At 70.5% G+C, this 26,244-nt stretch carries 31 protein-coding genes; 20 read left to right on the forward strand and 11 right to left on the reverse strand.

Annotated elements, in window-relative coordinates; genetic code table 11:
- The first annotated feature begins 109 nt into the window (after positions 1 to 109).
- Positions 110 to 514 (forward strand): MmcQ/YjbR family DNA-binding protein, encoded by a 405-nt coding sequence (locus ACFWN3_RS14625; RefSeq protein WP_377640765.1) that lies wholly within the window; start codon positions 110 to 112, stop codon positions 512 to 514.
- Between the two features lie 113 nt (positions 515 to 627).
- Here ACFWN3_RS14625 and ACFWN3_RS14630 read toward each other — a convergent pair whose 3' ends face one another.
- The 4 genes from ACFWN3_RS14630 to ACFWN3_RS14645 form a co-directional block, all read right to left on the reverse strand.
- Positions 628 to 1,017, reverse strand: coding sequence for a VOC family protein (locus tag ACFWN3_RS14630; protein ID WP_377640767.1), 390 nt, complete (start codon positions 1,015 to 1,017; stop codon positions 628 to 630).
- A complete protein-coding gene (locus ACFWN3_RS14635; protein WP_377640769.1) occupies positions 1,014 to 1,328 on the reverse strand; it encodes an ArsR/SmtB family transcription factor in 315 nt (104 codons plus the stop codon). The genes ACFWN3_RS14630 and ACFWN3_RS14635 overlap by 4 nt, the downstream gene beginning before the upstream one ends.
- 102 nt (positions 1,329 to 1,430) lie before the next feature.
- Positions 1,431 to 2,315, reverse strand: coding sequence for a DUF3626 domain-containing protein (locus ACFWN3_RS14640; RefSeq protein WP_377640771.1), 885 nt, complete (start codon positions 2,313 to 2,315; stop codon positions 1,431 to 1,433).
- Between the two features lie 169 nt (positions 2,316 to 2,484).
- Positions 2,485 to 3,114 carry a TetR/AcrR family transcriptional regulator gene (locus tag ACFWN3_RS14645; RefSeq protein WP_377640773.1) on the reverse strand — a complete coding sequence of 210 codons (630 nt, stop codon included), beginning with the start codon at positions 3,112 to 3,114 and terminating at the stop codon, positions 2,485 to 2,487.
- 36 nt (positions 3,115 to 3,150) lie between these two features.
- On the opposite strand from ACFWN3_RS14645, the gene ACFWN3_RS14650 reads away from it, so the two are divergent.
- Both ACFWN3_RS14650 and ACFWN3_RS14655 read left to right on the forward strand, forming a co-directional pair.
- Entirely contained in the window at positions 3,151 to 3,984 is an 834-nt protein-coding gene (locus ACFWN3_RS14650) for an alpha/beta fold hydrolase (protein ID WP_377640774.1), read from the forward strand.
- Positions 3,981 to 4,130, forward strand: coding sequence for a hypothetical protein (locus ACFWN3_RS14655; RefSeq protein WP_377640776.1), 150 nt, complete (start codon positions 3,981 to 3,983; stop codon positions 4,128 to 4,130). The genes ACFWN3_RS14650 and ACFWN3_RS14655 overlap by 4 nt, the downstream gene beginning before the upstream one ends.
- 53 nt (positions 4,131 to 4,183) lie before the next feature.
- Here the strand turns inward: ACFWN3_RS14655 and ACFWN3_RS14660 are convergent, their stop codons facing one another.
- Positions 4,184 to 4,561 (reverse strand): DUF3253 domain-containing protein, encoded by a 378-nt coding sequence (locus ACFWN3_RS14660; protein ID WP_377640778.1) that lies wholly within the window; start codon positions 4,559 to 4,561, stop codon positions 4,184 to 4,186.
- 300 nt (positions 4,562 to 4,861) lie between these two features.
- Here ACFWN3_RS14660 and ACFWN3_RS14665 point away from each other — a divergent pair, with 300 nt between their 5' ends.
- From ACFWN3_RS14665 to ACFWN3_RS14685, 5 genes are all read left to right on the forward strand, one after another.
- Positions 4,862 to 5,512 (forward strand): potassium channel family protein, encoded by a 651-nt coding sequence (locus tag ACFWN3_RS14665; RefSeq protein ID WP_377640779.1) that lies wholly within the window; start codon positions 4,862 to 4,864, stop codon positions 5,510 to 5,512.
- Between the two features lie 171 nt (positions 5,513 to 5,683).
- Positions 5,684 to 5,971, forward strand: coding sequence for an SDR family NAD(P)-dependent oxidoreductase (locus ACFWN3_RS14670; protein ID WP_377640781.1), 288 nt, complete (start codon positions 5,684 to 5,686; stop codon positions 5,969 to 5,971).
- Positions 5,968 to 6,285: an SDR family oxidoreductase gene (locus ACFWN3_RS14675; protein ID WP_377640783.1), complete on the forward strand. Its 318-nt coding sequence runs from the start codon at positions 5,968 to 5,970 to the stop codon at positions 6,283 to 6,285. Before ACFWN3_RS14670 ends, ACFWN3_RS14675 begins: the two co-directional genes overlap by 4 nt.
- A gap of 164 nt (positions 6,286 to 6,449) precedes the next feature.
- The gene (locus tag ACFWN3_RS14680) at positions 6,450 to 7,007 is read left to right on the forward strand and encodes an AAA family ATPase (RefSeq protein WP_377640785.1); all 558 of its coding nucleotides are present in this window, start codon (positions 6,450 to 6,452) and stop codon (positions 7,005 to 7,007) included.
- Between the two features lie 379 nt (positions 7,008 to 7,386).
- On the forward strand, positions 7,387 to 7,836 hold the full coding sequence (locus ACFWN3_RS14685) for an HIT family protein (RefSeq protein WP_377640787.1): 450 nt from the start codon (positions 7,387 to 7,389) through the stop codon (positions 7,834 to 7,836).
- A gap of 724 nt (positions 7,837 to 8,560) precedes the next feature.
- On the opposite strand, the gene ACFWN3_RS14690 is transcribed toward ACFWN3_RS14685, so the two are convergent.
- Positions 8,561 to 9,079 (reverse strand): cupin domain-containing protein, encoded by a 519-nt coding sequence (locus tag ACFWN3_RS14690; RefSeq protein ID WP_377640789.1) that lies wholly within the window; start codon positions 9,077 to 9,079, stop codon positions 8,561 to 8,563.
- A gap of 9 nt (positions 9,080 to 9,088) precedes the next feature.
- Here ACFWN3_RS14690 and ACFWN3_RS14695 point away from each other — a divergent pair, with 9 nt between their 5' ends.
- Positions 9,089 to 9,583 (forward strand): MarR family winged helix-turn-helix transcriptional regulator, encoded by a 495-nt coding sequence (locus ACFWN3_RS14695; RefSeq protein WP_377640791.1) that lies wholly within the window; start codon positions 9,089 to 9,091, stop codon positions 9,581 to 9,583.
- 58 nt (positions 9,584 to 9,641) lie between these two features.
- Here ACFWN3_RS14695 and ACFWN3_RS14700 read toward each other — a convergent pair whose 3' ends face one another.
- Entirely contained in the window at positions 9,642 to 10,265 is a 624-nt protein-coding gene (locus tag ACFWN3_RS14700; protein ID WP_377640793.1) for a PadR family transcriptional regulator, read from the reverse strand.
- Positions 10,266 to 10,328: 63 nt separating this feature from the next.
- Here ACFWN3_RS14700 and ACFWN3_RS14705 point away from each other — a divergent pair, with 63 nt between their 5' ends.
- The 3 genes from ACFWN3_RS14705 (at position 10,329) to ACFWN3_RS14715 (ending at position 12,789) form a co-directional block, all read left to right on the forward strand.
- Positions 10,329 to 11,171, forward strand: coding sequence for a class I SAM-dependent methyltransferase (locus tag ACFWN3_RS14705; RefSeq protein WP_377640795.1), 843 nt, complete (start codon positions 10,329 to 10,331; stop codon positions 11,169 to 11,171).
- A 51-nt stretch (positions 11,172 to 11,222) separates the two neighbouring features.
- Positions 11,223 to 12,095, forward strand: a complete 873-nt coding sequence (locus ACFWN3_RS14710; protein WP_377640797.1) for an SDR family oxidoreductase — start codon at positions 11,223 to 11,225, stop codon at positions 12,093 to 12,095.
- A gap of 115 nt (positions 12,096 to 12,210) precedes the next feature.
- Entirely contained in the window at positions 12,211 to 12,789 is a 579-nt protein-coding gene (locus ACFWN3_RS14715) for a GNAT family N-acetyltransferase (RefSeq protein WP_377640799.1), read from the forward strand.
- A 2-nt stretch (positions 12,790 to 12,791) separates the two neighbouring features.
- On the opposite strand, the gene ACFWN3_RS14720 is transcribed toward ACFWN3_RS14715, so the two are convergent.
- The gene (locus ACFWN3_RS14720; protein ID WP_377640801.1) at positions 12,792 to 13,391 is read right to left on the reverse strand and encodes a GNAT family N-acetyltransferase; all 600 of its coding nucleotides are present in this window, start codon (positions 13,389 to 13,391) and stop codon (positions 12,792 to 12,794) included.
- A gap of 213 nt (positions 13,392 to 13,604) precedes the next feature.
- On the opposite strand from ACFWN3_RS14720, the gene ACFWN3_RS14725 reads away from it, so the two are divergent.
- A complete protein-coding gene (locus ACFWN3_RS14725) occupies positions 13,605 to 14,432 on the forward strand; it encodes a TrmH family RNA methyltransferase (RefSeq protein WP_377640803.1) in 828 nt (275 codons plus the stop codon).
- 23 nt (positions 14,433 to 14,455) lie between these two features.
- On the forward strand, positions 14,456 to 15,064 hold the full coding sequence (locus ACFWN3_RS14730; protein WP_377640805.1) for a molybdenum cofactor guanylyltransferase: 609 nt from the start codon (positions 14,456 to 14,458) through the stop codon (positions 15,062 to 15,064).
- Here ACFWN3_RS14730 and ACFWN3_RS14735 read toward each other — a convergent pair.
- Together ACFWN3_RS14735 and ACFWN3_RS14740 are read right to left on the reverse strand one after the other, a co-directional pair.
- A complete protein-coding gene (locus ACFWN3_RS14735; protein ID WP_377640807.1) occupies positions 15,018 to 16,415 on the reverse strand; it encodes an MFS transporter in 1,398 nt (465 codons plus the stop codon). The genes ACFWN3_RS14730 and ACFWN3_RS14735 overlap by 47 nt on opposite strands.
- A gap of 46 nt (positions 16,416 to 16,461) precedes the next feature.
- A complete protein-coding gene (locus ACFWN3_RS14740) occupies positions 16,462 to 17,823 on the reverse strand; it encodes a nitrate/nitrite transporter (protein WP_377640809.1) in 1,362 nt (453 codons plus the stop codon).
- A 230-nt stretch (positions 17,824 to 18,053) separates the two neighbouring features.
- Here ACFWN3_RS14740 and ACFWN3_RS14745 point away from each other — a divergent pair, with 230 nt between their 5' ends.
- From ACFWN3_RS14745 to ACFWN3_RS14770, 6 genes are read left to right on the forward strand one after another with little or no spacing between them, the layout of a single operon-like run.
- On the forward strand, positions 18,054 to 18,803 hold the full coding sequence (locus tag ACFWN3_RS14745) for a helix-turn-helix transcriptional regulator (protein ID WP_377640811.1): 750 nt from the start codon (positions 18,054 to 18,056) through the stop codon (positions 18,801 to 18,803).
- On the forward strand, positions 18,800 to 22,513 hold the full coding sequence (locus ACFWN3_RS14750; RefSeq protein WP_377640813.1) for a nitrate reductase subunit alpha: 3,714 nt from the start codon (positions 18,800 to 18,802) through the stop codon (positions 22,511 to 22,513). Before ACFWN3_RS14745 ends, ACFWN3_RS14750 begins: the two co-directional genes overlap by 4 nt.
- A gap of 1 nt (position 22,514) precedes the next feature.
- A complete protein-coding gene (gene narH / locus ACFWN3_RS14755) occupies positions 22,515 to 24,188 on the forward strand; it encodes a nitrate reductase subunit beta (RefSeq protein ID WP_377640815.1) in 1,674 nt (557 codons plus the stop codon).
- Positions 24,185 to 24,904 carry a nitrate reductase molybdenum cofactor assembly chaperone gene (gene narJ / locus ACFWN3_RS14760; RefSeq protein WP_377640817.1) on the forward strand — a complete coding sequence of 240 codons (720 nt, stop codon included), beginning with the start codon at positions 24,185 to 24,187 and terminating at the stop codon, positions 24,902 to 24,904. Before narH ends, narJ begins: the two co-directional genes overlap by 4 nt.
- Complete coding sequence (narI, locus tag ACFWN3_RS14765) at positions 24,901 to 25,650, forward strand: respiratory nitrate reductase subunit gamma (protein ID WP_377640819.1); 750 nt, start codon at positions 24,901 to 24,903, stop codon at positions 25,648 to 25,650. The genes narJ and narI overlap by 4 nt, the downstream gene beginning before the upstream one ends.
- Positions 25,647 to 26,024 carry a DUF6457 domain-containing protein gene (locus ACFWN3_RS14770; protein ID WP_377640821.1) on the forward strand — a complete coding sequence of 126 codons (378 nt, stop codon included), beginning with the start codon at positions 25,647 to 25,649 and terminating at the stop codon, positions 26,022 to 26,024. The genes narI and ACFWN3_RS14770 overlap by 4 nt, the downstream gene beginning before the upstream one ends.
- On the opposite strand, the gene ACFWN3_RS14775 is transcribed toward ACFWN3_RS14770, so the two are convergent.
- A complete protein-coding gene (locus ACFWN3_RS14775) occupies positions 25,963 to 26,238 on the reverse strand; it encodes a hypothetical protein (RefSeq protein ID WP_377640823.1) in 276 nt (91 codons plus the stop codon). The two genes, ACFWN3_RS14770 and ACFWN3_RS14775, sit on opposite strands and share 62 nt — an antisense overlap.
- Positions 26,239 to 26,244: the final 6 nt, after the last annotated feature.

Consider the following 26,244-nt stretch of genomic DNA (forward strand, 5'->3'; position numbering starts at 1 on the left):
ACGGGATCGCTCATCCGCAAATGCCGCGAGTCGGTGTGCAATGCATGGCGCGGCGGTTGACGTTCTGAGGTCCGACCCGGCTGTCGGTGGGGCGGCGTAGCCTGCGCCGATGGCCGCCGCTCCCGTCCGCCGCCTCACCGACGACGTCCCCGCCGACGTCGAGCGGCGCCTGCGCCGACTGTGCCTCGCCCTGCCGGACGCCTACGAGGAGCACGCCTGGGTCGGCACCCGGTGGCGGGTGCGCACGCGGACCTTCGTGCACGTCCTCGGCGTCGACGACCCCGTCGACGGCGCCCATGTGGTCATGACCTTCCGGGCCGCGGGCGAGGAGCTCGAGGCACTGCGGCACGCGGGCCCGCCCTTCCACGTCCTCGGCTGGGGCCGCGACGCGATGGGTCTCACGCTCGACGACGCCACCGACTGGGACGAGGTCGCCGAGCTCGTCGTCGAGTCGTACTGCGTCCTGGCCCCGAGGAAGCTGGTCGCGCTCGTCGACTGCCCGGACCCCACCTAGACCCGACCCCCGTGGACGGGTGGGCTGACGCCGGGGCCTCTGGCCGACTGTTGACACACGGTGGCTGTCGCGAGCTCCATCGCGCATGCCGCCGAGCGCGGACCGTCGATGGGTCAGCCCGTGAACTGGGCGAGCTGGAGGAGGTTTCCGCAGGTGTCCTCGAAGACGGCGACGATGACCGGACCCATGTCCGTCGGGGGCTGCGTGAAGGTGACGCCGAGTCCGGTGAGGCGCTCGTGTTCGGCGCGGACGTCGTCGACGCTGAGCGCGCAGTAGGGGATGCCGTCTGCAGCGAGCGCATCGGTGAACGGTGCGACGGCGGGGTGGCTCTTGGGCTCGAGCGAGACCTCGGTGGCCTCGGCGCTGCTGCCGAGCCTGACCGTGAGCCAACGGTGCTCCCCCAGGGGGACATCCGCGGTGACCTCGAAGCCGAGCGTCCCGGTGTAGAACTCGAGGGCCTGTTGCTGGTCGTCGACGAAGATGCTGACGGTCTGGAGCTTCACGTGTCTGCCTTCCGGGTGGGCCAGCGCTCGGCGATCTGTGCGAGCGGGCCGGTGTTGATGGTGTGGAACTTGTAGCGCCCTCGCCGTTCTGCGTGGACCAGGCCGGCTGCCTCCAGGATGTCGAGGTGCTGCGAGACGGCTTGGCGGGTCGGGGTGAGGTCGTGCTTGACCGCCAGCCGCGAGCACAGCTCGAAGAGGGTCTGCTCGTCGCGCTCGAGGAGCTCGTCGAGCAGGGCCCGGCGGGTCCCGTCGGCCAGCGCCTTGTAGATGTCGGCCACGGCGAGCGACAATAGGCAAGCATCGACTTGCATGTCAAGGGCAGCTGACATGCAAGTACGTGGTGGGGAGGATCTGTAGCCCGGGCAATCGAGCGGAACCGAGCGATCCGCGATGTCCGCATACGCCGCGCGCAGTCACGTTCCTGAGGGTTGGCCGAACCGGGCGACGTGGTGCCAGACCTTCTTGAGGTCTTGCGGATCCTCGTTCTCGGCGTTCGAGGCGCGGCCGACGATCGCGGCGGTCAGGAGGCCGCCGACCGCGACCCGCAGACCGACCTCGATGGGTCGCGCCCCGCGGTAGTTCGGATGGCGGACGAGCTCGTCGACGTGCAGGACGCGACCTTCGTGCCATTCGACGGGCACGCCGAGGTCTTGGGCGCTGGTCTCGATCGGAGTGCCACGGTGGCTCGGATCCAGGACCAGGGCCTCGACATCGTCCGGGATGAGGACCGGGCCGTGGACGTGTGCCTCGATGTAGTCGTCCAGCAGTCCGAGCAGCTCGCGTTCCTCTGTTTCCGTTGGCGTGCGGGCGTCGAACGCCTCGGTCAACGGCAAGAGCGCGAACCGATCGTGAGTGGCGAAGTCGCTGGGCTCGAGAACGGAGTCAGGAAAGCAGAAGGTCGTCCTGTCAAGGAGGTGCCCCGCCAGGCGTAGGTGGGCTGAGCCGAACCGGGGTGCGCCACCGAGCGAGCGCCGCCGATGGTTGAGCGCCCCGTACTTGGGCCTTTCGTGAGCCGGAGCGTCGTCGTACGCACCTCCGAAGATGCGGTGCTCCCACAGCCAACGGCTTCCGCCGGGGTGTGCGGTGAGCCCACCACTGCTGGTCCCGGTCTCGAACTGGTTGCGGTAGCGCCCGTCCGTGGCGAGGTGTTCCACGACCGATCGGCCGTTCGTTCGTCGGTCCGGATGGAAGTTCAACGTCACCCGAAGGGTTGGGTCCAGCGAACCCCCGCTGGCCCGCTGGCGCACGTGCGCCGCCGCGGCGACTGCCCAGCCTCCTCCCGGGGTCGCGACGCTCACCCGCAGATGATGACATCGCGGCCGATCGCCACCGTGGGCAAGAGGCACTTTGGGAGACAGACGCGTGCCTGCAGCGCTCGCTCGGCGACTCGACGCGGTCGGCTGGTGCGGCCCAGGGGCTAGAGATTCAGGGCGCGCTGGGTGGGCGAGCCGGCACGGCGGTACCGGGTCAGAACGAGGCGTGCCAGCCTGCGTGGAGGGCGTCCAGTGCCTGGTTGATGTGCTCGCCGGCGTCACCGGGGACGGCGGCTGGGACTTGGTCGAGTGCGGCGAGCCGGGAGATGCCATAGACGACTCCCCAGGCGATGGTGCATCGGCGCAGCACGTCGGCCTCACTGGCACCAGGGGGCTGGCACGCCTCGACGGTGTCGTGGAGCAGGTTCCAGTACCGGATCGCGCCGGCCTGCAGCCACGGGTGCTCGCTCTTGTCGATGTGCAGCGCCAGGTCGAGGTCGTGAACGTGCGGCTCCGTGGCCACCCATTCGGTGTAGGCCTGGGCCAGGGCCCGAAGCCGTGCGATCGGTGACTCTCCGGCGGCTGCCACTCGTGCCTCGGCCGCTGCTGCTGCCCGGTCGAGCCCGACGCCGGCGACCGCGGCGAGGAACCGTCGCTTGGAGCCGAAGTGCACGTACGGCGCCTGGTGGCTGACCCCGACCTGCTCGGCGACCCGGCGCAGGCTGAGCTGGTCGACCGGCTGGGCGCGCAGGAACTGCAGCGTCGCCTCGACAAGGCGGATGCCCAGCGACTCCGAAGGGATCTCCGCCGAGGCATTGACAGTGTCAACCATGTGCGTCAGCATACGTGCATTGACAGTGTCAACGAAGGAGACGGGAGCATGGCTGAGCGGAACGTCATCGAGACCGTCGTGGGCCCCCTGAAGGTCACGACGACCGGGAGCGGTGCGCCGGCCGTCCTCTGGCACAGCCTGTTCGCGGACGAACGGAGCTGGGAGCGCGTGACTACAGAGCTGGCGCGGTACCGCCGACTGGTCCTCATCACCGGCCCTGGTCACGGCGAGAGCGGGGATCCCCATCGCCGCTACGACCTCCTCCAGTGCGCGCGGGCTGCCCAGGAGGTGCTCGATGAGCTGGCGATCACCGAGCCCGTGGACTGGGTCGGCAACGCCTGGGGTGGGCACGTCGGCATCCGGTTCGTGACGGCCTACCCGGAGCGGGTCAGGTCACTGGTAGCCATCGGGGCCCCGGTGCAGGCTCTCGCCACGGCCGAGCAGCGAAGGACTCGCGTGCTGCTCCTCGCCCACCGACTGCTGGGCCCGACCCGCCTCGTGGACGCGGTGGTCGACACGCTCCTGTCCGCACCGACCCGAGCGAGCGACCCGGAGGCCGTTGCGCTCATCCGGAGCTCCTTCATCGACGCGGACCCGCGTCGGTTGCGCAACGCGGTGGTCTCCGTCTCGCTGTATCGCGAAGACCTCGCCGCGCTCCTGCCGGACATCACCGCCCCGACCCTGATGATCACCGGCGACCAGCACAGCGGCTGGACCCCCGCCCAGTGTGCCGCCGCGGTCACGTCGATGCCCGACGCCCGCTCGGCCGTCGTCGCGGATGCCGCGTACCTGGTGCCGCTCGAACGGCCCGACGCCGTGGTCGGGCTGATCACTGACTTCTGGGCGTCGGCCCTCGCCAAGTCGCCAAGGAGTCGCCGGTGAGCGGAACACGCACCGTGGCACTCGCAAGGGAAAGCGGTGTCGTGGTGGGCGTGATGGCGGGGGCGCCTCCGTCGCCTGCCCGCCCGCTTGGCGAGATCGTCGCCTTCATCGCTGACCATCGCGCCGGCCTGGCGATCGGGCTGTGACCTGGACGTCTTGCCCCAACCCGTTCGTGGTGGTTCGGCTAGGTCGGTCTCACTCACCGTGGTCTGCGCACACGGATCGGTCCCTTGAACACGCTGGGATCGATGACCTGTCCGCCTTGGGTGATCTCGGCGCGCCCCATGGACACCAGGCGTCGAGCGGCCATCCGCGCCGGCTCCATCAGCTCGCGCCAGTCGTCCGAGCCGACGGCACGCGCCGCCTCTGACGGACACACCGAGGCACGCGCAGACCGCCCGTCCAGCAAGGCCTCCAAGGACGCCTCAAGCTGCCGGTCGACATCGCCGATGCCGTGCTTGCGGCAGTTGTCCGAGCACCAGCGCACCGAGTCCCAGTCACGAGCCCAGACCTTCCGCCAGGTGATGGTTCGACCGCATCGGGCACAAGGTTTGGACGGGAGGACTGGACGCGCCATCCCCGAAGTCTGCCCCGGGCACCTCAAACGAGGCGGCAGAGGCTCCCAAGGCGATGGTGCAGAACATCCGGCAGGGCGACCCAGCAGAGTTCCATTCCCAGTGGCCGTGTACGACGCGATCCGCTCGCGCATCACCTGACGCGTCCCAGCGCGGACTCAGCCCGGCGACACCTCCTGCAGGATCCCGGGGGATGTACCAGTGGTCGTCGCGAAGTCCCGATGGACATCAGCACCGGCGGCACGCCGGGGACTTCGACCGTCCGGTGCCTGGAGAACCCCTCGTCGGCCTAGCGTGACCACGTGACTCGGGTGGAACGGTGGGAGCGGCGCGCTGAGGTGCCCCTCCTGTTGCTCGCGGTGGCCTTCCTCGTCGCGTACGCGTGGCCGGTGCTCGACCCCCGCCTGGACTCAGACCTGCGCAGCTTCCTGACCGTGGCCTCGTGGACGGTGTGGGGCGCGTTCGCGGTCGACTTCGCGGCGCGCGTCTGGCTGGCGGAGCGTCGCGTCGCGTACGCGGCCCGGCACTGGTACGACGTCGCCCTGATCGTGTTGCCGATGCTCCGCCCGCTTCGACTGCTGAGGCTGCTGGCATTCGCTCGCATCCTCAACCGCTCGGCGTCGAGCTCACTGGTGGGGCGGGTCTCCACGTACGTGGCGGGCGTGGCGGTACTGGCCGTCGTCCTCGGCGCGATCGCGGTGCTCGACGCGGAGCAGGACTCTCCCGAGGCGAACATCGCCTCGTTCGGGGACGCCCTCTGGTGGGCGTCGACGACGGTCACGACAGTGGGCTACGGGGACCGGTTCCCGGTGACGACGGAGGGGCGTTTCATCGCAGTCACGCTGATGGTCGTCGGCATCGCAGTGGTCGGAGCGGTGACCGGGTCGATCGCGACGTGGATGGTTGGTCAAGTGCAGCGCGAGAACGACGAAGACGCTCGTTCTCCCGAGTGAGGCGCCAGGCGCGTGCGCTCATGGCGCAGACCGGCCCGGGGGCCAGCGGACGAGGCGACCGTGCGCTCCACCCGGGGGTGAGTCCACGTCGTCTTCAGGCTGTCGAACCTCGGGGCGACCCCATCCGTCAGAGCTGGGCGAGCAGTACCTTGCCGGTTGAGGAGGCGTGCGATGGCGGAGCAGAAGGTTGCGCTCGTGACGGGGTCCGCCGGTGGGCTGGGACGAGAGGTCGGCCGCCAGCTCGTCGCGGCCGGCATCCACGTGATCATCTCGGCTCGACGACCGGAGGCTGCAGCAGTGGCGGCGGCCGACATCGGCGCCACCGCCCTGAGCGTCGGCCTGGACGTGAGCAGCGCAGAGAGTGTCGCCGCGGCCGTTCGCGAGCTGGAGGCCGGTCCCGGGCGGCTGGACATCCTCGTGAACAACGCAGCCGCCGCAGCCACGCGCCGCGGGTGGTGAACGTCAGCAGCGGCGCCGGATCCCACGGCGACCAGTCCTTCGGGCTCACCGTGCGAGGTGGTGCTGCCGCGTCCTACGGCATCAGCAAGGCCGCGTTGAACGCGATGACGAGCACGCTCGCCGCGGAGCTGCGGGGGACGGGGGTGCTCGTCAATGCCGTGTGCCCTGGACTCACCGCGACGTACCCGGGGGCTGAGGCGATGGGGGCGCGACCCGTGGAGGTCAGCGCACAGGGCATCGTCTGGGCGGCCACCCTGTCCGACGACGGACCGACCGGAGGCTTCTTCCGCGACCGCGAGCCGCTGGAGTGGTGACATGAGCACGGGACGTCGGCCGAGGGCGGCGTTCGCCGGGCGCCCGGGCGAGCGCGCGCCCTCGCCCTCGCGCCTGGCGCGTCCGGGTGGTGCTGGTCGCTGACGGTGAGCCGTGGGTGCAATCCCGTTGCTGACACCCGGTGCGCATCCGCATGGTTGTCGACATGAGCTCACCCCCGACCCTGTTCCTCACCGTGGGTCTGCCAGGTGTCGGAAAGACCACGCGAGCCAAGCAACTGGCGTCGGCCCATCGTGTCCTGAGGTTGACACCGGACGAGTGGATGGCGCCCCTGTTCGGTCACAGCGATGCTGACGGCCGGCGCGACATCCTCGAGGGCCGGGTGATCTGGGTCGCGCATCAGGTGCTCCTCAGTGGATCGGGCGTGATCCTGGACTTCGGCTGCTGGTCGGCCGACGAGCGCCATGCCATTCGCGTCATCACCGAGATGACCGGCTCGCACTTCGCCCTCGAGTACGTGCGCGCCAGCGAGGAGGAGCGCCGGCGCCGCGCGCGCCGGAGGTGGCTGGAGGCACCCGAGACCACCTTCGAGATGACCGACGCCGACCATGACCGTTACCTGGCGTCCATCGAGCTCCCCGGCCACGACGAACTGGAGTACGGACCGGTTCCTCCGCCTCCGAAGGGTCACGACACCTGGCCGCAGTGGGCGAGCGCGCGCTGGCCGACCCTTCCGGTGATCACGTCCCGAGTCCACGCCTGATCGCTCTGCCGTCCGGACCACTCCGGTGATGAGGGGCCGGGCCGGTTTCGTGGCTGATCGGACGATTGTCGAGGGGCCGAACCGCCCCCGACGATGGAGCGGTCCGGGAACCAGCCGGGCGCCTCTCCCGAGGCAACGCGGCACCCTGGGCCGGCAGAGGGCAAAGGGTGCCGCTTCATGTCGCCATGGAAGCGAGCAGGGATGCAAGAAGTGCTGCCGTGGACGCCACCGGTGGTGGTCATGATCGTGGGGGCCTGGACGGCCTACCGCGACAGACGCCGCCGTTCGTCCTGAGGACATGAGGCGCCCCCTCCTCGTCGGGAGGGGGCGCTTCTCTCGGTCTCGCGCACCGTCCGGCCCTGCTGCGACGATGCTTCATGTGTCCGAACGTGAGGAGCCGGGAGACCCCGTCGGGGACTGCATCTTCTGCGCCATCGTGAACGGACAGGCTGAGGCGAGCGTCGTCCACGAGGACGACGTCGTGCTGGTGTTCATGGACCTGGCTCCGGTCACGCCGGGGCACCTCCTGGTCGTGCCGCGGGTCCACGCGGTCGGGCTGGAGGACCTCGACGAAGCCACCGGGCGCCACGTGTGGACGATCGGGCACCAGATGGCCAAGGCCCTGCGAAGGTCCGGCCTGCGCTGTGAGGGGATCAACGTGTTCCTGGCCGACGGTGAGGCGGCCTTCCAGGAGGTCCCTCACGTCCACCTCCACGTGTTCCCGAGGTTCCCAGGGGACGGATTCACGATCGACGCCCGATGGGCCGTGCGCTCACGTGAGCTCCTGAATGCCGAGGCCACGGCAGTTCAGGGTGCGTTCACGACGTAAGTGTCCCGCGGCTGACGGCACTCAACTGCCGGCTCGGTGTGGCCCGAGACCGACGATGCGACGAGCGGTCTCGCTCCAGAACGGCGCCACGTTCTGGACGAGGAACCGCATGAGCGGCCAGGGGTCGTCTCCACTGGGTGTCACCGAGATCTCCAGCGCGAAGGCCTCACCCGTGTCCCCGATCTGACACTCGATGTCGATCACGAGCTCAGCGGCGCGGTTTCCCCAGGACCACCAGTCGAGGACCTTCTCCGCCTTCTCGCAGAGCCACGGCCCATGAGTGGAGGTCGCCGAGAGTGAAGATGGTGTCGACGGTGCCTGAGAGCGGCTGCGTCGACCGAGATGGCCGTGTCGAACCAGGGGTCGTCGACGACTCCGGCCACGGGATGTGGCGACGTGGTCGCCCTGAGGCTGCACCCCGTCCCCACGACATTGAGCAGCTCGACCGTCCCCGAGTCCATGACCGGACCCTGGCGATCGCCACGAACACGCAAGGCGCCGAAGTCCGCACACGCTGTCGTGCTTATCGCGGCTCGGCACACCACGTGGATGCAGGCCAGCGGGAACGAGCCATGGGCCGCGTTCACCTTTCGCGGGTGGAGCATCTCCCACCCCACCCCACCCCACCTCACCAGAGGTGACGACCACGGAGGACCCCGGCCGATCAGAGGATGTCGCTGCCGCCGGCACGGTGAGGAGGAGGTGCCGGCAGCAGCGACGCGGGTCAGGCCGGTGCAGGGCCCAGCAGCCGAATGCCGTTGGCGTGGGCGACGGCCAGGACGTCGTCCATCGACGGGGTGCCGGTGGCGGCAAGGGCGGCTGCTGCGCGGGTGAAGCCCTCCATCGCGGCGCCAGGGGCGTGCACGCAGAACGCCACGGCCGTGTCCGACGTCTCGTTGCGGATGGTGTGCGGTGTGTCGCCCGCAAGAGTGACCGTCTCGCCCGCTCCGGCGGTGCGGCGCGTCGTTCTGCCATCAGCGTGCGTCACGTAGAACGTGAACTGACCCGACAGGACGCGGTAGACCTCGCTCGGGGCGTGGCTGTGCATGACCGGGGCTCCTCCACCCGGGGCCATGTGGAGCTCGAGCGCGAAGAAGTCACCGTTCGTCTGGGTGCTGGTGCTCAAGACGATCGCCTCGTCGAGGCCGATCTGGAGCTTCTCGGGGACTGGGATGGTTTCGACAGGTAGCATGTCCATATGTCCAAGGTAGACAGGCAGCCTGTCCATGTCAAGCAGCATCATCCCGACGCCGTGGCCGCGAGCGACGGTGCGGACCGGGACAACCTCGTTGCCGAGCTCCGCGAGGCGTACAGCGTGCTCAACGCCTTGGTCCCGGCGCGCCTGGTCGAGCACGGCTTCGACGACTTCCGCCCGTCCCACAGTGCGGTCTTCGAGCACCTCGACGACCGCGGAACCACCGTCAGCGCGCTCGCAGACCGCGCCACGATGACCAAGCAGGCCATGGCCGAACTGGTGGCACACCTCGAGGAGGCGGGGTACGTGAGGCGCGTTCCCGACCCCGAAGACCGACGAGCCAAGCTCGTCCTCCCCACCGAGCGTGGTCGGAAGGTGTATCGCGTCGCCCGCTCCTTGGTGCCCGAGCTGCATGCGCGCGTCGCTGACCTCATCGGCGACCAGCGCCTGAAGGCGCTGCGCGACGACCTCGCCGTCATCCGACGAGAGTTCGACCCTCGGCAGCCGTCACCCGCGTCGCTCGTACCGCCAGCGCGCAAGGGCCGACGGTGAAGAGTGCGGCGAACTGGCGGACCGCGCCAGCGCTTGGACCCGACGTCGTGTCGAGCGGTCAGTGCCAGTTCGCCCTCCGGGCGATGGCGGCCAGTTCGGCGACGTCGGCTCTTGCCTGGGAAGGCTCGTCGGGCCATGACTCGATCTGTTCGCCGGCCCAGTCGGCCCACTGCGCCACCAGTGCGTAGAAGTCCGTGAAGAACGCTCCCGCCAGCATCCCCTGGGCGGCCCGGCCCTGAAAGGGCCCGGCGCCCCCGGCGTACTCCTCTGCGGCACTGAGGTTTTCGGCGTTCTGTTCCACGGCCCAGGCCCGGGCGGCGGCCACAGTCCGCAACGCGTCCTCGCGGGAGCCGTGTTCGGCGAAGCTCAGCTTCACCAGCTGCTCGAACTCCAGGACAGGCCCGTCGCCAGGCTGTGCCAGCCACGCCGCGAGGGCGCGCCGCCCGGCGTCGGTGATCGTGTACACGGTGCGCCCACGGCGTCCGACGGACTCGGTGTCGGCGGTCGCCAGGCCAAGCTCGACGAGCTTCTTGGGCTCCTCGTAGAGCTTGCTCTGGGCGCGTGGCCACATCCGGCGCAGGCTCCGCTCCATCTGTCGCGTGAGCTCGTAGGTGCTCCACGGTCGAACCGCCAGCAACCCGAGGATGGCGAAGGATGTGCTCGTGGGGCGTGGACTTGACACGTTTACTCCCTTAGGGACTATAGTGAGATACTCCCTTTGAGACTATACGAATGAGTGGCCCACATGAGCACGACTCGCGTCGACCCGACGAACGAGGACCAGGCCCGCGCGTGGGACGGACCTGAAGGCGCCTTCTGGGCGACGCACCACCACCAGCTCGAAGCCGTCCTCGGGCACTACCAGCCGGCCTTCGCCGAGGCCTGCGCCATCGGACCGGACGATGACGTGCTCGATGTCGGATGCGGGACGGGGGAGACGTCGAGGGCCGCTGCCGCCGTCGCCGTCCGTGGCACCGTCACGGGGCTCGACCTCTCCTCCGCCATGGTCCGCGTGGGACGGTCGCTCGCCGTGGCACACGGGCTGACGAACGTCCGACTCCTGTGTGCCGACGCACAGGTCCACCCCTTCGTGCCGGAGAGCCACGACGTCGTCATGAGCCGCACGGGGGCCATGTTCTTCGGACGCCCCAGGCAGGCCTTCACCAACATCGCCCGGGCAATGCGACCCGGGGCGCGACTGGCCCTCCTGACGTGGCAGCCTCCCGCGCGGAACGCGTGGTTCTCCGCCTTCACGCAAGCCCTCCTGGGCGCCGTGCCCACGCCCTCCAGCGAGGCGCCGGGACCGTTCTCGATGAGCGACCGCGCCGTCGTGGAGGACCTCCTGGACGGCAGCGGGTTCCGCGACGTCCACATCGCAGGCCTGACCGGCCCGGTGACCTACGGCCGCGACCCCGACCACGCGTACGCCCTCCTCATCGGGCTGCTGGGCTGGATGCTCGAGACACGGGCGCCCGACGACCGAGCCGCCGCGGCCGAGGCGCTGCGCACGACGCTCGGCCTCCACCACGGTTCCCGCGGGGTGCAGTTCGACTCTGCCACCTGGCTCGTGACCGCCACCCGGGCCTGACCCGCACTTCACCGACCCCGTCAACACTCCACCACCGAAAGGTAGTTCCCCATGTCCATCCTCCTCACCGGTGCCACGGGCACCATCGGCCGCCGACTCGTCCACCGCCTCAGCTCCGACGGCGTCCGTCCCCGTGCCGTGGTCCGCGACCCGCGCCGTGCCACCGCTCTGCTCGGGGACCTCGCCGACTACGTCCGCGGCGACCTGTCGGACCCGTCGAGCCTGAGCGCGGCCATGACGGGAGTCGAGACCGTCTTCCTCCTCTCCCCGAACCATCCCGACCAGGTCCGACACGAGCTCGCCGTCATCGACGCCGCTGCGGCAGCCGGTGTGTCGCGGCTGGTGAAGATGTCGGCCCGCGGGGCCCACCACACCGCGTCGAACGCGTTCTGGAGAGGGCACGCGCGCATCGAGGAGCACCTGGCCGCCTTGGGGCTGCCCGCAGTCGTGCTGCGTCCCTCGTTCCTCATGACCAACCTCCTCGCCGGGGCGCAGACCGTGCGGCAGCACGGCGTCCTCATGGCACCGGCAGGACAGGCGCGCATCGCGATGATCGACCCCACGGACGTCGCGGCCGTGGCCACGGTTGCCCTGCTGGACTCCGAGCTCACGCCACAGGTGCTCGAGCTGACCGGTCCGCAGGGCGTCACCCACGACGAGGTCGCCGCGACTCTCGGTTCGGTGACGAGTCGAGCCGTCACGTACGTTCCCGTGGCACCGCAGGACGCGACCGCCGGACTCGTTGGTGCCGGGCTGCCGGAGCAGTTCGCGCAGGAGGTGGTCCGGGTCTACGAGTCGCTCAGACGTGGGGACCAGGAGAGCACGACCGACGTCGTGGCCCGGGTGACCGGACGCCCGGCGCGCTCGTTGGCCGGCTTCCTGCACGACCACGTCGACTCCTTCTCCATGCGGGACGCCGGATGATGTCGCCTCGCCCTGTCGGCCACGTCGCACCCGGGGACGCACTGCTCGGGGTCCGGGGTCTGCGCTGGTTGGGGGTGGCTGGTCGAGCACCACGACAGCGCCACGGGGAGAGCCGATGACGCACCACCAGACGAGCACGGGGCGACTGACGCCGCCACGCAGCGAAGATGCGACCGTGGTCGCGGGTTGGTCAACCTCCGCCCGCGAGACCGCGCAGTGGTGCTCGGTGCCCAGACATCCCGTCGGAGCTGACGTGGTCACCGGGTGGTGGACAGAGCCCGACGTCGAGCCGTGGCTCCTTCTCGACTCGCTCGGCACCCCCGTGGCATACGGCGAGCTGTGGGACGACGCGGACGAGGACGAGACCGAGCTCGCTCGTGTCATCGTCGACCCCTCCCGTCGTCGCACCGGCGCAGGCACCCTCCTGGTGCAGAAGCTGCTGGACCGGGCACACACGCGCGAGCGGGCCGAGTGCCACGTCCGCGTCGCGCCCGACAACCACGGAGCACTGGCGCTCTACCGACAGTGCACCTTCCAGGACGTCGACGACGCCACGGCAGCAGCATGGAACGTGGGCCAACCCACGCGCTACCGCTGGCTACGGTTCCACACGGCACCGACGTCGACGCCATCACCACCCGAGGGTCAAGTCGACCGCCCATGGGCAACCGTCAACAGCTCGTCGTGGGCCTAGAGTCAGCGGGTGGATGACGCGGGGGCTCGCAGCTCGCCGGGGAGGACGCCGTAGAGGGCGAGGTCCTGACGACGCCCGTTCACGAGGAAGGCGGATCGCGCCGTCCCCTCATGGGTGAATCCGCACCGCTCCAGGACAGCCCTGGACGCGTGGTTCTCGACGGCTGCCCGTGCGTGGACCCGCGCCATGGCCATCTCCTCGAAGGCATGGGTCACCAGCGCCGCGACCGTCCGGGTGGCGATGGCCCGGCCGCGGAACGGCGGGCACAGCCAGTACGTGATCTCGGCCACCCGAAGGAACCTCGAGATCCCGTACAGGCTCGCCTGTCCTGCGAACTGCCCGTGGACCTCCACCACCACGGGCACCTGCGCCCCCAGCGAGGCCTGCCTGCACAGGCGGGCCACCTCGGCGTCCGACTCCGCCCGCGTGAGGTCGCGCGGCCAGTCCATCCACTGGCTGAGGTCGGCGCGTCCCGCATCGACGGCCTGCCAGAACGGATCGTGGTGCGCCTCGGAGAGCTCCCTCAGCTGCAGCCCGTCCCCGAGGTCAGCGACCCAGTGCGACGGAAGCCATCTGTCGTCGTGATGGTGCTCGGCAGTCACGGCGCCACGCTAGGCGAGGCGGCACCGGCAGCGGACGCACTACCCACGACCGGGCCCCACCGTTCGAGATCCGACATCGCCGTGGGCGACCGACCGGTGTCACGGGCGCCTCCCACCTCGTCCGGGCACGGTCGCACAGGTGACAGGCTAGGACCGGTACGGGGTGGGCCCGTGCCCCGTGCACCGTGCACGGGCAGCGTGGAGGAGGCCGCCGTGGCGACGACCCGGATCAGCTCGCGCAACGCGCGCTTCCAGCTGCTCCAGGCCCTGCTGACGAACCGCACGAAGCGGCACCGCGCGGGCGAGTTCATCGTGCAGGGCGTGCGCCCCCTCACGCTCGCCGTCGAGCACGAGTGGGAGGTGCGTGCCGTCATCCACGACACCGACCGGTCGCTGTCGACGTGGGCGCGCGACCTCCTCGCCGCCGTCCCCGACGCCGAGCGGATCGCCATGGCCCCGGACCTCCTCGCCGAGCTGAGCGAGAAGGACGAGGGCGCCGCCGAGCTGCTCGCCGTCGTCGGGATGCCGGCCGACGACCTCTCCCGGGTCCCCGTCGGACCCGACCTCCTGGGGGTCGTCTTCGACCGTCCCACGCAGCCGGGCAACATCGGGTCGGTCATCCGCTCCGCCGACGCGTTCGGGGCGCACGGCGTCGTCACCACCGGCCACGCCGCCGACGCCTACGACCCGAAGTCGGTACGGGCCTCCACCGGGTCGTTCTTCTCGGTGCCGGTCGTGCGGTCGGCCGGTCATGCGGAGGTGATGGCCTGGGTCCAGGCCGAACGCGCCTCCGGCACACCGGTGGTCGTCGTCGCCACCGACGAGACCGGCGAGGTCGACGTCTCGGACCTCGACCTGTGCCGACCCGTCCTCCTCCTCGTGGGCAACGAGACGTCGGGCCTGTCGCAGGCGTGGCGCGAGGCCGCCGACGTCACCGTCCGCATCCCGATGACGGGGTCGGCGAGCTCGCTCAACGCGGCGAACGCCGCCACGGTCGTCCTCTACGAGGCACGCCGTCAGCGTCTCGCGGGGACAGGGTGATGGCGGCTCGCGACACGGGCACGGTGACTGAGTCCGGTGCCGGGGCTGCCGACACCACGGCCGTGGTCCTCGCCGGGGGCACCTCCCGCCGCTTCGGGTCCGACAAGCTCGCCGCACCGCTGCGGGGGTCGACCGTCCTCGACGAGGCCCTCGACGGGCTCCCGGCCGACTGGCCGGTCGTCGTCGTCGGGGCCGAGCGCGCGACGCGGCGCACCGTGGTGTGGACCCGGGAGGACCCTCCCGGTGGAGGGCCGCTCGCGGCCGTCGCCGCCGGGCTGGCGCTCGTCGGGACGCACCTCGTCGCGGTCCTGGCCGGTGACATGCCCGACGGCGGGCCGGCGGTGGCGGGCCTCGCGGCCGCGCTCCGCGGGGCCCCCCCGGAGGTGGGCGCCGTCGTCGCCACCGACGCCCACGGTGTCGCGAACCCCCTCCTTGCCGCCTACCGCGTGGCCGAGGTGAGGCGGATGCTCCCTGACCCTGCGCGCGACCGGCCCGCCAAGACGCTCTTCGACGTGCCGCACACCCTGCTCCTGGTCGAGGGGACCGGGGCGTCCGACGTGGACACCCCGGCCGACCTCGCGGGGCTCAGCTCCTCCTCGGAGCCCCCGGACGCGCGTACCGCCACCACGTGAGGCCGACGCACATGACCGCCCAGGCGATGCCGACGGAGTAGAAGGCGACGGGTCCGAGGGTCGTGACGCCGACGCCGAAGAAGAACGGACCGAACGCGGCGATGGCCGCGGTCCACCCGATGACGCCGCCGGCCTGGCGGCGCTCGAAGATCATCGGCATCTGCTTGAAGGTCGAGGCGTTGCCGATGCCGCTGAAGAGGAAGATCGCGAGCATGCCGTAGAGGAACCGGTCGAAGCCGGCGTCGAGCGAGGCGGCCGAGGTGAGGTCGGGGGTCAGCGCGGGGATCGTCCAGGCGATCGAGCCGATGAGGCCGATGCCCGACACCAGGGTCCACATCGCGCCGCCGGTGCGGTCGGTGAGGGGGGCGAAGAGCACGCGGGCCCCGGCGCCGACGAGCGGGCCGAGGAAGACGTACTTGACGACGTCCGGGACGGCGTAGCCCTCGACGAGGACGGTCGCAGTCGCCCCGGCTCCCTGGACGATGCCGGTGTTGCCGCTGCCGTAGAGGTTGGCCATGAGGAGCCCGAACTGCGCGGCCAGGCCGGAGAAGGTGCCGAAGGTCATGATGTAGAGCAGCGTCATCCACCACGTGTCCTGGCTGCGGAAGATGTCGAACTGCTGCCGGATGTCGGCCTTGACCGGCACCGACCGGAGCAGCGTCCACGCGAGGACCGCCCCGACGACCATGAGGGGGATCCAGACGAAGGCCGCGTTCTGGTACCAGACCGTGGCCGGCGGCTTGCCGGGGACGGTCATCTGCTGGCTGCCGCCGAAGAGCGCCAGGGCCGACAGGGCGATGAAGTAGGGCGTCAGGAGCTGGACGAGGGAGACGCCGAAGTTGCCGAGGCCCGCCTGCAGGCCCAGGGCCGTCCCCTGCATCCGCCGGGGGAAGAAGTACGACGTGCTCGGCATGAAGCCCGAGAACGCCCCACCGCCGATGCCCGCGAGGAACGCCAGGACCATGAGCTCCCAGTAGGGGGCCGTCGGCGACTGCACCCGCACGCCCCACCCGAGCGTCGAGGCGATGAGGAGCAGGCTCGTGAGCGAGACCATCTTGCGGGTCCCCATGATCGGGGGCAGCACCATCCACACCAGGCGCAGCAGGCCGGCCGCGAGACCGGGCATGGCAGCCATCCAGTAGAGCTGGTCCTTGGTGAACTCGTAGCCGAGGGCGTTGAGCTTGGGGATGATCGCGCTCGGCAGGAACCACGCCGCGAAGGCGAGGGTGAGGCAGAACGTCGTGATCCACAGGGTGCGCCAGGCGAGCCCCTTGTCCCACGTCGCCTCGTCCTCGGGGTCCCAGGCCTCCAGCCACTCGCCCTTGCGGGCCGCTGCGGGTGCGGTGCTCATGTGGGTCTCCTTCGGACGGGTGGTGAGGGGTGGTGGGTGGTGACGGTCAGCCCGCGACCGGGGCGGCGACGGGTGTCTCGAGGTGGCGGGCGAGGTCGGGGGACCCGGAGTGGAGCATGTGGACGACGGTCCAGTGCATCCACAGCGCGCACCCGGCGGTGAGGAGGAACAGGACGAAGAAGGTCGAGCTCGGGAAGCCGGACCACAGCTTGGTGTAGGCGAACAGGGGCGGGAGGAAGAAGCCCCCGAGGCCGCCGAACATCCCCACGAGACCGCCGACGGAGCCGACGTTGCCGGGGAAGTACTCGGGGATGTGCTTGTAGACCGCGGCCTTGCCAACCCCCATGCCGCACCCGAGGAGGAAGACGAGGAGGACGAAGGGCGCCAGGCCGATCGCGTAGGCGAGGTGCTCGCTCTCGCGGCCGTCCGGGTGGGCGATGACGAGGTGTCCGTTCGGCATCATGAGGATGCCGGTCGTCGCGAGCATGATGCCGAAGGTCCAGTACATGACCCGGCGGGCGCCGAACCGGTCGGAGAACCAGCCGCCGACGGGGCGCAGCAGGGACGCGGGGAAGATGAAGGTCGCGGTGAGCAGCGCCGCGGTGCTCAGCTCGACGCCGAAGTTGTCGACGTAGTACTTGGGCAGCCAGGCCGAGAGCGCGACGTAGGCGCCGAACACCGCCGCGTAGTAGAGGGAGAAGCGCCACACCCGCACGTGCCGGAGGGGCGCGAGCATCTCGCGCACCGGCTTGCCCGCGCCGCCCCGCCGGTCGTGGCGGGGCACGACGGCGAGCGTCACCAGCGCGACGACGACGAGGGCGACGGTGTAGATCGCCGGGAAGATGCGCCAGCCACCGGGGAAGATCCCGAGGTACGTGGCACCGGCCGTGGCCGTGAGGATCGTCGGCACGAGCACGAGCAGGAGCTTGGTGACCGAGGCGCCGACGTTCCCCGCGCCGAACACCCCGAGGGCGAACCCCTGGCGGTCCTTCGGGAACCACGCGGCGTTCCAGGCGACCCCGACGCTGAACAGGTTGCCCGCGAACCCCACGAGGAAGGCGAGGACCAGCAGGGCGCCGTAGCTCGACACCCGGGTGAGGAGGAAGCAGGGCACCGCGGTGACGAGCAGCATGCCGACGGTGACGACCCGCCCGCCCACCCGGTCCGCGAGCATCCCCGCCGGCAGCCGCCAGAGCGACCCGTTGAGGACCGCCACGGCCGAGATCCACGCGAGCTCCGGGTCGCTGAGGCCGAGCTCCTTCTGGATGGGCACGCCGAGGATCCCGAACATCAGCCACACGGCGAACATCAGGGTGAACGCCACCGTCGACATCACGAGCACGCGCCGCGCGCCCGTGGGCACCTCGGCTCGCGCGGCGGTCCGGTGGGGGGTGGTGCGTGTGCTCATCGGGACTCCACGGTGGCGGACTGCGTTCCTCTAAACCTGTGCACGCGCGGTCCGGCGGGCCGTTCCCGGGCGTCTCCGGAGTGGGTACCGGACTACTACGATCATTAGTAGTAGTGCCAAAAGGCCCCGGTGTCAACCGGAAAGGCGTGGGGGTGCGCGTGACGACCGCCACTGCTACGCTGCGTAGCAGTCACGGAGGACCGCGTCCTCCAAACCCGTGGAGGGATGACATGACCACCCGCCAGACCGAGCCTGCCGACCTGCTCGCCTCGCCGGTGCGCCGGCGGCTCGTCGACGCGTTGTCCGAGGTGGGGCCGGGTCCGCGGGGTGGGCCCCGCACCGCGGCGGAGCTCGCCGACGTGGTGGGCCTGCACGTCACGACGGTGCGCTTCCACCTCGACCGGCTCGTCGCCGCGGGCCTCGTGACGACGGACTTCCGCCGTCAGGGGGCCGGCCGCCCGCGCAAGGTCTACGGGGTCGTCGCCCAGGCCGTCGAGGACGTGAGCGGCCGCACCGAGGTCGCGTCGCTGCGCCTCCTCAGTGGCCTCCTCGCCCGCACCCTCGAGCCCGGCCGCGCCGGGCACGCCACCCCGGCCGAGGTGGGGCGCCAATGGGCCCTCGACCACGTCCCGGTCGAGGCCGACGCCCGGCCCGCCGAGAGCCCGGGCCGCTGGCTGTCGAAGCTGGGCCGGGTCGTCGACGTCCTCCGGACCTGGGGGTACTCGCCGGAGGTGGCGACGTCGGACGGCGGGCGGACCGCCGACATCACCCTGTCGGGCTGCCCCTTCCTCGACCTCGCCCGCGACAACGAGGCCGTGGTGTGCGGCATCCACCGTGGCCTCATCGCCGGCTCGCTCGAGCGGCTCGGCGAGGCCGGGGCGCACGTCTCCCTCGAGCCGTTCGTCGGGCCGACGACCTGCCGGGCGCACGTCACGACGACCACCCCGTTCCTCCCCGCCACATCGAAGGAGTCCGCATGAACCCCGGCAGCCTCGACGGACCGCTGACCGACGCGCTCGTCGGCACCCGGCGCTTCTTCACCCGCGCGGAGGTGTCGGACGACAAGCGCTCGATCCACGAGAAGGGCGGCCGCTCGGGTGACTCCTTCTACCGGGACCGCTGGGCCCACGACAAGGTCGTGCGCAGCACGCACGGGGTCAACTGCACGGGGTCGTGCTCGTGGAAGGTGTACGTCAAGGACGGCATCATCACCTGGGAGGCGCAGCAGACCGACTACCCCTCGACCGGTGCCGACCGGCCCGAGTACGAGCCCCGCGGCTGCCCGCGCGGCGCCGCCTTCAGCTGGTACACCTACTCGCCGACCCGGGTCCGCTACCCCTACGTGCGCGGGGTGCTGCTCGAGATGTACCGCGAGGCCAAGCGGGCGGTCGGCGGCGACCCGGTGGTCGCGTGGGCCTCGGTCGTCCAGGACCCCGAGAAGGCGAAGCGCTACAAGTCGGCCCGCGGCAAGGGCGGGCTGGTCCGCTCCTCGTGGGAGGAGGTCGTCGAGATCATCGCGGCGGCCCACGTCTACACCGTCAAGCGCTGGGGCCCCGACCGGATCGCCGGCTTCTCGCCGATCCCGGCGATGTCGCCGGTGTCCTACGCCTCGGGCGCCCGCTTCCTCGAGCTCATCGGGGCGCCGATGCTCTCGTTCTACGACTGGTACGCCGACCTGCCCAACGCCTCGCCGCAGATGTTCGGCGACCAGACCGACGTGCCCGAGTCCGGCGACTGGTGGGACGCCGGGTACCTCATCATGTGGGGCTCGAACGTCCCGATGACGCGCACGCCCGACGCGCACTGGATGACCGAGGCGCGCTACCGGGGCCAGAAGGTCGTCGCGGTATCGCCCGACTACGCCGAGAACGTCAAGTTCGCCGACGAGTGGGTCGCCTCCGCCCCCGGCACCGACGGCGCCCTCGCGATGGCGATGGGGCACGTCATCCTCAAGGAGTTCTTCGTCGACCAGCAGGTCCCCTTCTTCACGGACTACAACCAGAAGTACACCGACCTGCCCTTCCTCGTCGCGCTCGAGCCGGACCCCTCCGATGCGGGGTCGGCGGCCGACGGGCCGGCCCACCGCCCCGGCAAGTACCTCGTCGCCGGCGACCTCGACATCCCGGAGGCCACGTCGGAGAACGCGATGTGGAAGCCGGCCCTCATCGACGGGCGCACTGGCGAGGTCGCCGTGCCGCAGGGCTCGATCGGCTTCCGTTACGGCGAGGAGGGCTGGGGGAAGTGGAACCTCGACCTCGGCGGCATCGAGCCGGTGCTCACGCTGCACGGCACGGCCACCGAGACGGCGCGCGTCGTGCTGCCGCGCTTCGACTCCCACGACGGCAAGGTCGCGCACGTGTCGCGTGGGGTTCCGGTGCGGCGCATCGGAGGTCGTCTCGTCACCACCGTCCTGGACCTGATGCTCGCGCAGTACGGCGTCGAGCGGCCGGGGATGCCGGGCACCTGGCCCGCCGACTACGACGACCCGTCGACACCGGCGACGCCGGCCTGGCAGGAGGAGATCACCTCGGTCCCGGCGGAGCAGGTCGTGCGGCTCGCCCGCGAGTGGGCGCAGAACGCCATCGACACCACGGGTCGCGGGATGATCCTCATGGGCGCCGGCACCAACCACTGGTTCCACTCCGACCAGATCTACCGGGCGATGCTCGTGCTCACGACGATCACCGGCTGCCAGGGACGCAACGGTGGCGGCTGGGCGCACTACGTCGGCCAGGAGAAGGTGCGCCCGATCATGGGCTTCCAGCACATGGCCTTCGCGCTCGACTGGCAGCGCCCGCCGCGGCACATGAACCAGACGGCGTACTGGTACGTGAACACCAGCCAGTACCGGTACGACACGTTCACCGCCGACGACGTCGACGCCGGCACCGGGGTCTTCGCCGGCAAGGGTGTCATGGACCTCCTCGCGCAGTCGGTGCGCCTGGGCTGGACCCCGAGCTACCCGACGTTCAACCGCAGCAGCCTGGCCCTCGCCGACGAGGCCGACGCCGCGGGGATGGCGCCCGCCGACTACGTCGTCGACCAGCTGAGGTCGGGCGCCCTCGCCTTCGCCGTCGAGGACCCCGAGGCCGAGGAGAACCACCCCCGCATCCTCAGCCTGTGGCGGGCCAACCTCCTCGGCTCGAGCGCCAAGGGCAACGAGTACTTCCTCAAGCACCTGCTCGGCACCGACAACGCCGTCACCGCAGAGCAGGCCCCACCCGACAAGCGTCCCGAGGGCATCGCCTGGCCCGACGACGTGCCCGAGGGCAAGCTCGACCTGCTCATGACCATCGACTTCCGGATGACGAGCTCGACGCTGTTCTCCGACGTCGTGCTCCCGGCGGCCACCTGGTACGAGAAGCACGACATCAACACCACCGACATGCACCCGTTCGTCCACTCCTTCAACCCGGCGATCTCCCCGCCCTGGCAGGCCAAGACCGACTGGGAGGCGTGGAAGGCGATCGCGAAGCGGTTCTCCGAGCTCGCCGTGGACCACCTCGGCACCCGCCGTGACGTCGTCGCCAAACCGCTGTGGCACGACACCCCCGAGGCCATGGCCACCGTGCACGGCGTCGTGCGGGACTGGCGCAAGGGCGAGTGCGAGCCGGTGCCCGGGAAGACCCTGCCGGTCCTCGCCGTCGTCGAGCGCGACTTCGCGAGCACCTACGAGAAGATGACGTCGATCGGCCCGTTGATGGAGTCGGTGGGCATGCTGACCAAGGGCGTGCCCTACGACGTCAAGCGGGAGATCGGCATCCTGCGCACGCGCAACGGGGTCGCCCGCGGCGGAGCCGGTGACGGTCAGCCGAAGCTGGAGACCGACATCCACGTCGCCGACGCGATCCTCCACCTGTCCGGGACGACGAACGGCCACCTCGCCACGCACGGGTTCACCAACGTCGAGAAGCGCACCGGCACCATGCTGGCCGACCTCTCGGCCGAGCACGAGGGCAAGCAGATCACCTTCGCCGACACCCAGGTCGCGCCCGTACCCGTGATCACCTCCCCGGAGTGGTCGGGCTCGGAGTCGGGCGGGCGGCGCTACGCCCCGTTCACCATCAACATCGAGCGGCTCAAGCCCTTCCACACCCTCACGGGGCGCCAGCAGTTCTACCTCGACCACGACTGGATCCTCGGGATGGGGGAGGCGCTCCCCGTCTACCGCCCACCGCTCAACATGACCGAGCTGTTCGGCGAGACGGCGCTCGGGGAGCAGAACGCCCTCGGCGTCTCGGTGCGCTACCTCACGCCCCACAACAAGTGGTCGATCCACAGCGAGTACCAGGACAACCTCTTCATGCTCAGCCTCTCCCGGGGCGGGCAGACGATCTGGATGTCCGACCTCGACGCCGAGAAGATCGGGGTCCGGGACAACGACTGGATCGAGGCGGTCAACCGCAACGGCGTCGTCGCGGCACGCGCGATCGTCTCGCACCGGATGCCGGAGGGCACGGTCTACATGCACCACGCCCAGGACCGGCTCATCGACGTCCCCCTCACCGAGCGCGACGGCAAGCGGGGCGGCATCCACAACTCGCTGACCCGGATCATGATGAAGCCGAGCCACATGATCGGCGGGTACGCCCAGTTCGCCTACTTCTTCAACTACATCGGGCCAACGGGAAACAACCGCGACGAGGTCACGATGATCCGGCGCCGCACCGACCAGAAGGTGACGTACTGACATGCGTGTCATGGCCCAGATGGCGATGGTGATGAACCTCGACAAGTGCATCGGCTGCCACACCTGCTCGGTGACCTGCAAGCAGGCGTGGACGAACCGCGCCGGGACCGAGTACGTCTGGTTCAACAACGTCGAGACCCGGCCCGGCCTGGGCTACCCCCGCGGCTACGAGGACCAGGACGAGTGGCTGGGCGGCTGGGTGATGAGGAACGGCCGGCTGCGGCTGCGCGCCGGGGGCCGGCTGAAGAAGCTGCTCACGATCTTCAGCAACCCGAAGATGCCCTCGATCCACGACTACTACGAGCCCTGGACGTACGACTACGAGACCCTGCTCAACGCCCCGGCCCAGAAGAACTTCCCCGTGGCGAGGCCGTACTCGCTGATCTCGGGCAAGCCGGTCAACATCTCGTGGAGCGCCAACTGGGACGACGACCTCGGCGGCTCGCAGGAGCACGCCGTCAAGGACGTCATGCTGCGCGGCATCGAGGACAAGGTGACGTTCGAATTCGAGCAGACCTTCATGTTCTACCTCCCGCGCATCTGCGAGCACTGCCTCAACCCGTCGTGCGCGGCCTCGTGCCCGAGCGGCGCGATCTACAAGCGCGAGGAGGACGGCATCGTCCTCGTCGACCAGGACCGGTGTCGGGGGTGGCGGATGTGCATCACCGGCTGTCCGTACAAGAAGATCTACTTCAACCACAAGACCGGCAAGGCCGAGAAGTGCACCTTCTGCTACCCGCGCATCGAGGTCGGCATCCCCACCGTCTGCTCCGAGACGTGCGTGGGGCGGCTGCGCTACATCGGCCTGGTCCTCTACGACGCGGACAAGGTCCTCGAGGCCGCCGCGGCGCCCGACGACACCGACCTCTACCGCTCCCAGCTCGGCGTCTTCCTCGACCCCGAGGACCCGGAGGTGCGGCGCGAGGCGGAGGCGGCCGGCATCCCCGGTGACTGGGTCGAGGCGGCCCGTCGCAGCCCCGTCAAGAAGCTGATCATGGACTACCGGGTCGCGCTGCCCCTCCACCCGGAGTACCGCACGATGCCGATGGTCTGGTACATCCCACCGCTGTCACCGGTCGTCGACGTCATCAAGGACACCGGGTACGACGCCGAGGACGTCGACAACCTCTTCGGTGCGATCGACACCCTGCGCATCCCGGTCGAGTACCTCGCCAACCTCTTCACCGCCGGCGACGTCGAGCCGGTCGACGGCGTGCTCAAGAAGCTCGCCGCGATGCGGTCGTACATGCGCGACATCAACCTCGGGCGCGACCCGCGCGACGAGATCCCGGCCGCGGTGGGCATGGAGGGCGAGGACATGTACGAGATGTTCCGCCTCCTCGCCCTCGCGAAGTACGAGGAGCGCTACGTCATCCCCACGGCGCACGCCGAGCAGGCCCACGCGCTCGAGGAGCTCGCCACGGACTGCGCGGTGTCGGAGTACGGCGGCGGGCAGGAGATCTTCGGCGAGGGCTCCGGCGCGGCGCCGACGCCGGTGGCCGTCGAGAACTTCCGGGTCCTCCAGCAGACCCAGTCGGCCGACACGATGGAGGCGCTGCCCTCCGACAACCCGCTGCGGGGGCGGGTCAACCTGCTCAACTGGGACGGCCGCGGGGTCCCCGACGGGATCTTCCCCGACGGCGACTCCCGGGCCGGCGACGGGGCCGACCGATGACGTGGCGCCGGCACCGGGGCGCCCGACCCGGCCTGGACGAGCGGGCCCTGGTCGACACCTGGCAGGTGGTCTCGCTGCTGCTCGACTACCCCGACGAGGTGCTCGTGTCGCGCGTGCCGATGCTGCGCGGCGTGGCAGCGGGTCTTCCGGTCGCCCAGCGGGAACCGCTGACCGAGATGCTCGACACCCTCGAGCACGGCGACCTCGGTGCGCTGCAGGCCGAGTACGTCGACACCTTCGACGTCACGCGCAAATGCTCCCTCCACCTGACGTACTTCACCCAGGGCGACACCCGCCGCCGCGGTGTGGCGCTGGTCGAGTTCAAGCAGGCGTACCGCAGGGCCGGCGTCGAGTTCGACTCCGACGCCGAGCTGCCCGACCACCTCTGCGTCGTGCTCGAGTTCGGCGCCGTCCAGGACTGGGCGACGGCCTGGCACCTGATGACTCGCCACCGGGTGGGCATCGAGGTGCTCAAGGCCGGTCTCGCGCAGCGTGGTTCATCGTGGCTGCCGGCGGTCCAGGCCCTGCGCTCCACGCTGCCCGAGCTCGACGGCGACGACCGGACGGCGCTGCTGCGTCTCGTCGCCGAGGGGCCACCCCAGGAGGAGGTCGGCCTCGAGCCCTACGCCATCGACCCCCGGATGAACCCGCGACCCGAACCGGTCGACACCACCGCGATGCTCGGCACCACCATCCCCGTAGGAGCCCCCCGATGACCACGCTGCTCTGGGTGATCGTGCCGTACGTCTGCCTGGCGGTGTTCGTCGTCGGGCACGTCTGGCGCTACCGCTACGACAAGTTCGGCTGGACCACCCGCTCGAGCCAGCTGTACGAGGACCGGCTGCTGCGCATCGGCAGCCCGCTGTTCCACTTCGGGATGCTCGGGGTGGTCGCCGGGCACGTCGTCGGCCTCGTCGTCCCGCAGGTGTGGACCAACGCCCTCGGCCTGAGCCCGCACACGTACCACGTCATCGCGCTGGCGGGCGGCATCCCCGCGGGCATCGCCGCGGTCGTCGGCCTCGCCATCCTCGTCTACCGGCGGCGCACCACCGGGCCCGTCTTCCGCGCCACCACGGTCAACGACAAGGTCATGTACGCGGTGCTCGGCACGGTCATCGTGCTGGGTATGTGGAACACCGTCGCGGGGAGCCTGCTGCAGTTCGGTGGGGAGTACAACTACCGCGAGGGGGTCAGCGTCTGGTTCCGCAGCATCTTCCTGCTCCAGCCGCGGCCCGAGCTGATGGCGCAGGCGCCGCTGGGGTTCCAGGCGCACGCCCTCCTCGCGTTCCTGCTCTTCGCGATGTGGCCCTTCACCCGCCTCGTCCACGTCTTCTCCGCGCCCGTCGGCTACCTGACCCGGCCGTACCTCGTCTACCGGTCCAAGGACGAGCGTCCGGGACGGGGGTCGGGCAGCCGTGCACCCCAGCGCGGTTGGGACAAGCCGGAGCTGACGAAGAAGTGAGCGAGCACGGAGGGCACCCGATGGCCGACCTCGCCGACGCGGAGCGCCGGTGGCACGAGTGGATCGCCGACGCCTGCCGAGCCGTGGACGTCGACCCCTCGGACGTCGACGTCCCCGGCATCCACGACCTGACGAAGGAGATCGCCCACGGGTTCGCCCGTCCGATGGCTCCCGTCGGGTCCTTCATCCTCGGGCTCGCGATCGGCGCCCGGTCGGCGCAGGGCCGGCCCGCCGACCCCGAGGCGCTGGCGCGGGCGATCCGGGAGACCTTCCCCGGCGCCGCCGCCGCCGCCGGCGCCGGCGGCGGCGGCGTCAACCGACGTCGGGGAGCAGCGAGATCTTCTGCCAGATCTTCTGCGACATCTGCGCCGTGAGCGTCTCGATCTCGCTCACCGTCCCGAGGACGACGGGGTCCGACGTCCGTTCGGCGCACAGCGCAGCCGTCTTCGCGACGAGCGAGACGAGCTCGCTGCAGTAGTCGAGGTAGTGGTGCAGCTCCTCGGCGTCCATGATCCGCCGGGCCGGGCTCTCGGCCGTCGGGTGGTAGTCGGCCCGGGCCTGCTCGGGATCCTTGTCGAGCTGGTGCAATGTCGA

It is taken from the genome of Oryzobacter terrae, assembly GCF_042756445.1.
GTDB classification, from domain to species: domain Bacteria; phylum Actinomycetota; class Actinomycetes; order Actinomycetales; family Dermatophilaceae; genus Oryzobacter; species Oryzobacter terrae.

What these genes read in the sequence shown, in the direction of transcription:
- ACFWN3_RS14625 (WP_377640765.1), top strand. Translation starts at nt 110, where the DNA reads ATGGCCGCCGCTCCCGTCCGCCGCCTCACCGACGACGTCCCCGCCGAC.
- ACFWN3_RS14635 (WP_377640769.1), bottom strand. Translation starts at nt 1,328, where the DNA reads ATGCAAGTCGATGCTTGCCTATTGTCGCTCGCCGTGGCCGACATCTAC.
- ACFWN3_RS14645 (WP_377640773.1), bottom strand. Translation starts at nt 3,114, where the DNA reads ATGCTGACGCACATGGTTGACACTGTCAATGCCTCGGCGGAGATCCCT.
- ACFWN3_RS14650 (WP_377640774.1), top strand. Translation starts at nt 3,151, where the DNA reads ATGGCTGAGCGGAACGTCATCGAGACCGTCGTGGGCCCCCTGAAGGTC.
- ACFWN3_RS14660 (WP_377640778.1), bottom strand. Translation starts at nt 4,561, where the DNA reads ATGGCGCGTCCAGTCCTCCCGTCCAAACCTTGTGCCCGATGCGGTCGA.
- ACFWN3_RS14670 (WP_377640781.1), top strand. Translation starts at nt 5,684, where the DNA reads ATGGCGGAGCAGAAGGTTGCGCTCGTGACGGGGTCCGCCGGTGGGCTG.
- ACFWN3_RS14680 (WP_377640785.1), top strand. Translation starts at nt 6,450, where the DNA reads ATGAGCTCACCCCCGACCCTGTTCCTCACCGTGGGTCTGCCAGGTGTC.
- ACFWN3_RS14690 (WP_377640789.1), bottom strand. Translation starts at nt 9,079, where the DNA reads ATGATGCTGCTTGACATGGACAGGCTGCCTGTCTACCTTGGACATATG.
- ACFWN3_RS14705 (WP_377640795.1), top strand. Translation starts at nt 10,329, where the DNA reads ATGAGCACGACTCGCGTCGACCCGACGAACGAGGACCAGGCCCGCGCG.
- ACFWN3_RS14710 (WP_377640797.1), top strand. Translation starts at nt 11,223, where the DNA reads ATGTCCATCCTCCTCACCGGTGCCACGGGCACCATCGGCCGCCGACTC.
- ACFWN3_RS14715 (WP_377640799.1), top strand. Translation starts at nt 12,211, where the DNA reads ATGACGCACCACCAGACGAGCACGGGGCGACTGACGCCGCCACGCAGC.
- ACFWN3_RS14735 (WP_377640807.1), bottom strand. Translation starts at nt 16,415, where the DNA reads ATGAGCACCGCACCCGCAGCGGCCCGCAAGGGCGAGTGGCTGGAGGCC.
- ACFWN3_RS14740 (WP_377640809.1), bottom strand. Translation starts at nt 17,823, where the DNA reads ATGAGCACACGCACCACCCCCCACCGGACCGCCGCGCGAGCCGAGGTG.
- ACFWN3_RS14745 (WP_377640811.1), top strand. Translation starts at nt 18,054, where the DNA reads ATGACCACCCGCCAGACCGAGCCTGCCGACCTGCTCGCCTCGCCGGTG.
- ACFWN3_RS14750 (WP_377640813.1), top strand. Translation starts at nt 18,800, where the DNA reads ATGAACCCCGGCAGCCTCGACGGACCGCTGACCGACGCGCTCGTCGGC.
- narH (WP_377640815.1), top strand. Translation starts at nt 22,515, where the DNA reads ATGCGTGTCATGGCCCAGATGGCGATGGTGATGAACCTCGACAAGTGC.
- narJ (WP_377640817.1), top strand. Translation starts at nt 24,185, where the DNA reads ATGACGTGGCGCCGGCACCGGGGCGCCCGACCCGGCCTGGACGAGCGG.
- narI (WP_377640819.1), top strand. Translation starts at nt 24,901, where the DNA reads ATGACCACGCTGCTCTGGGTGATCGTGCCGTACGTCTGCCTGGCGGTG.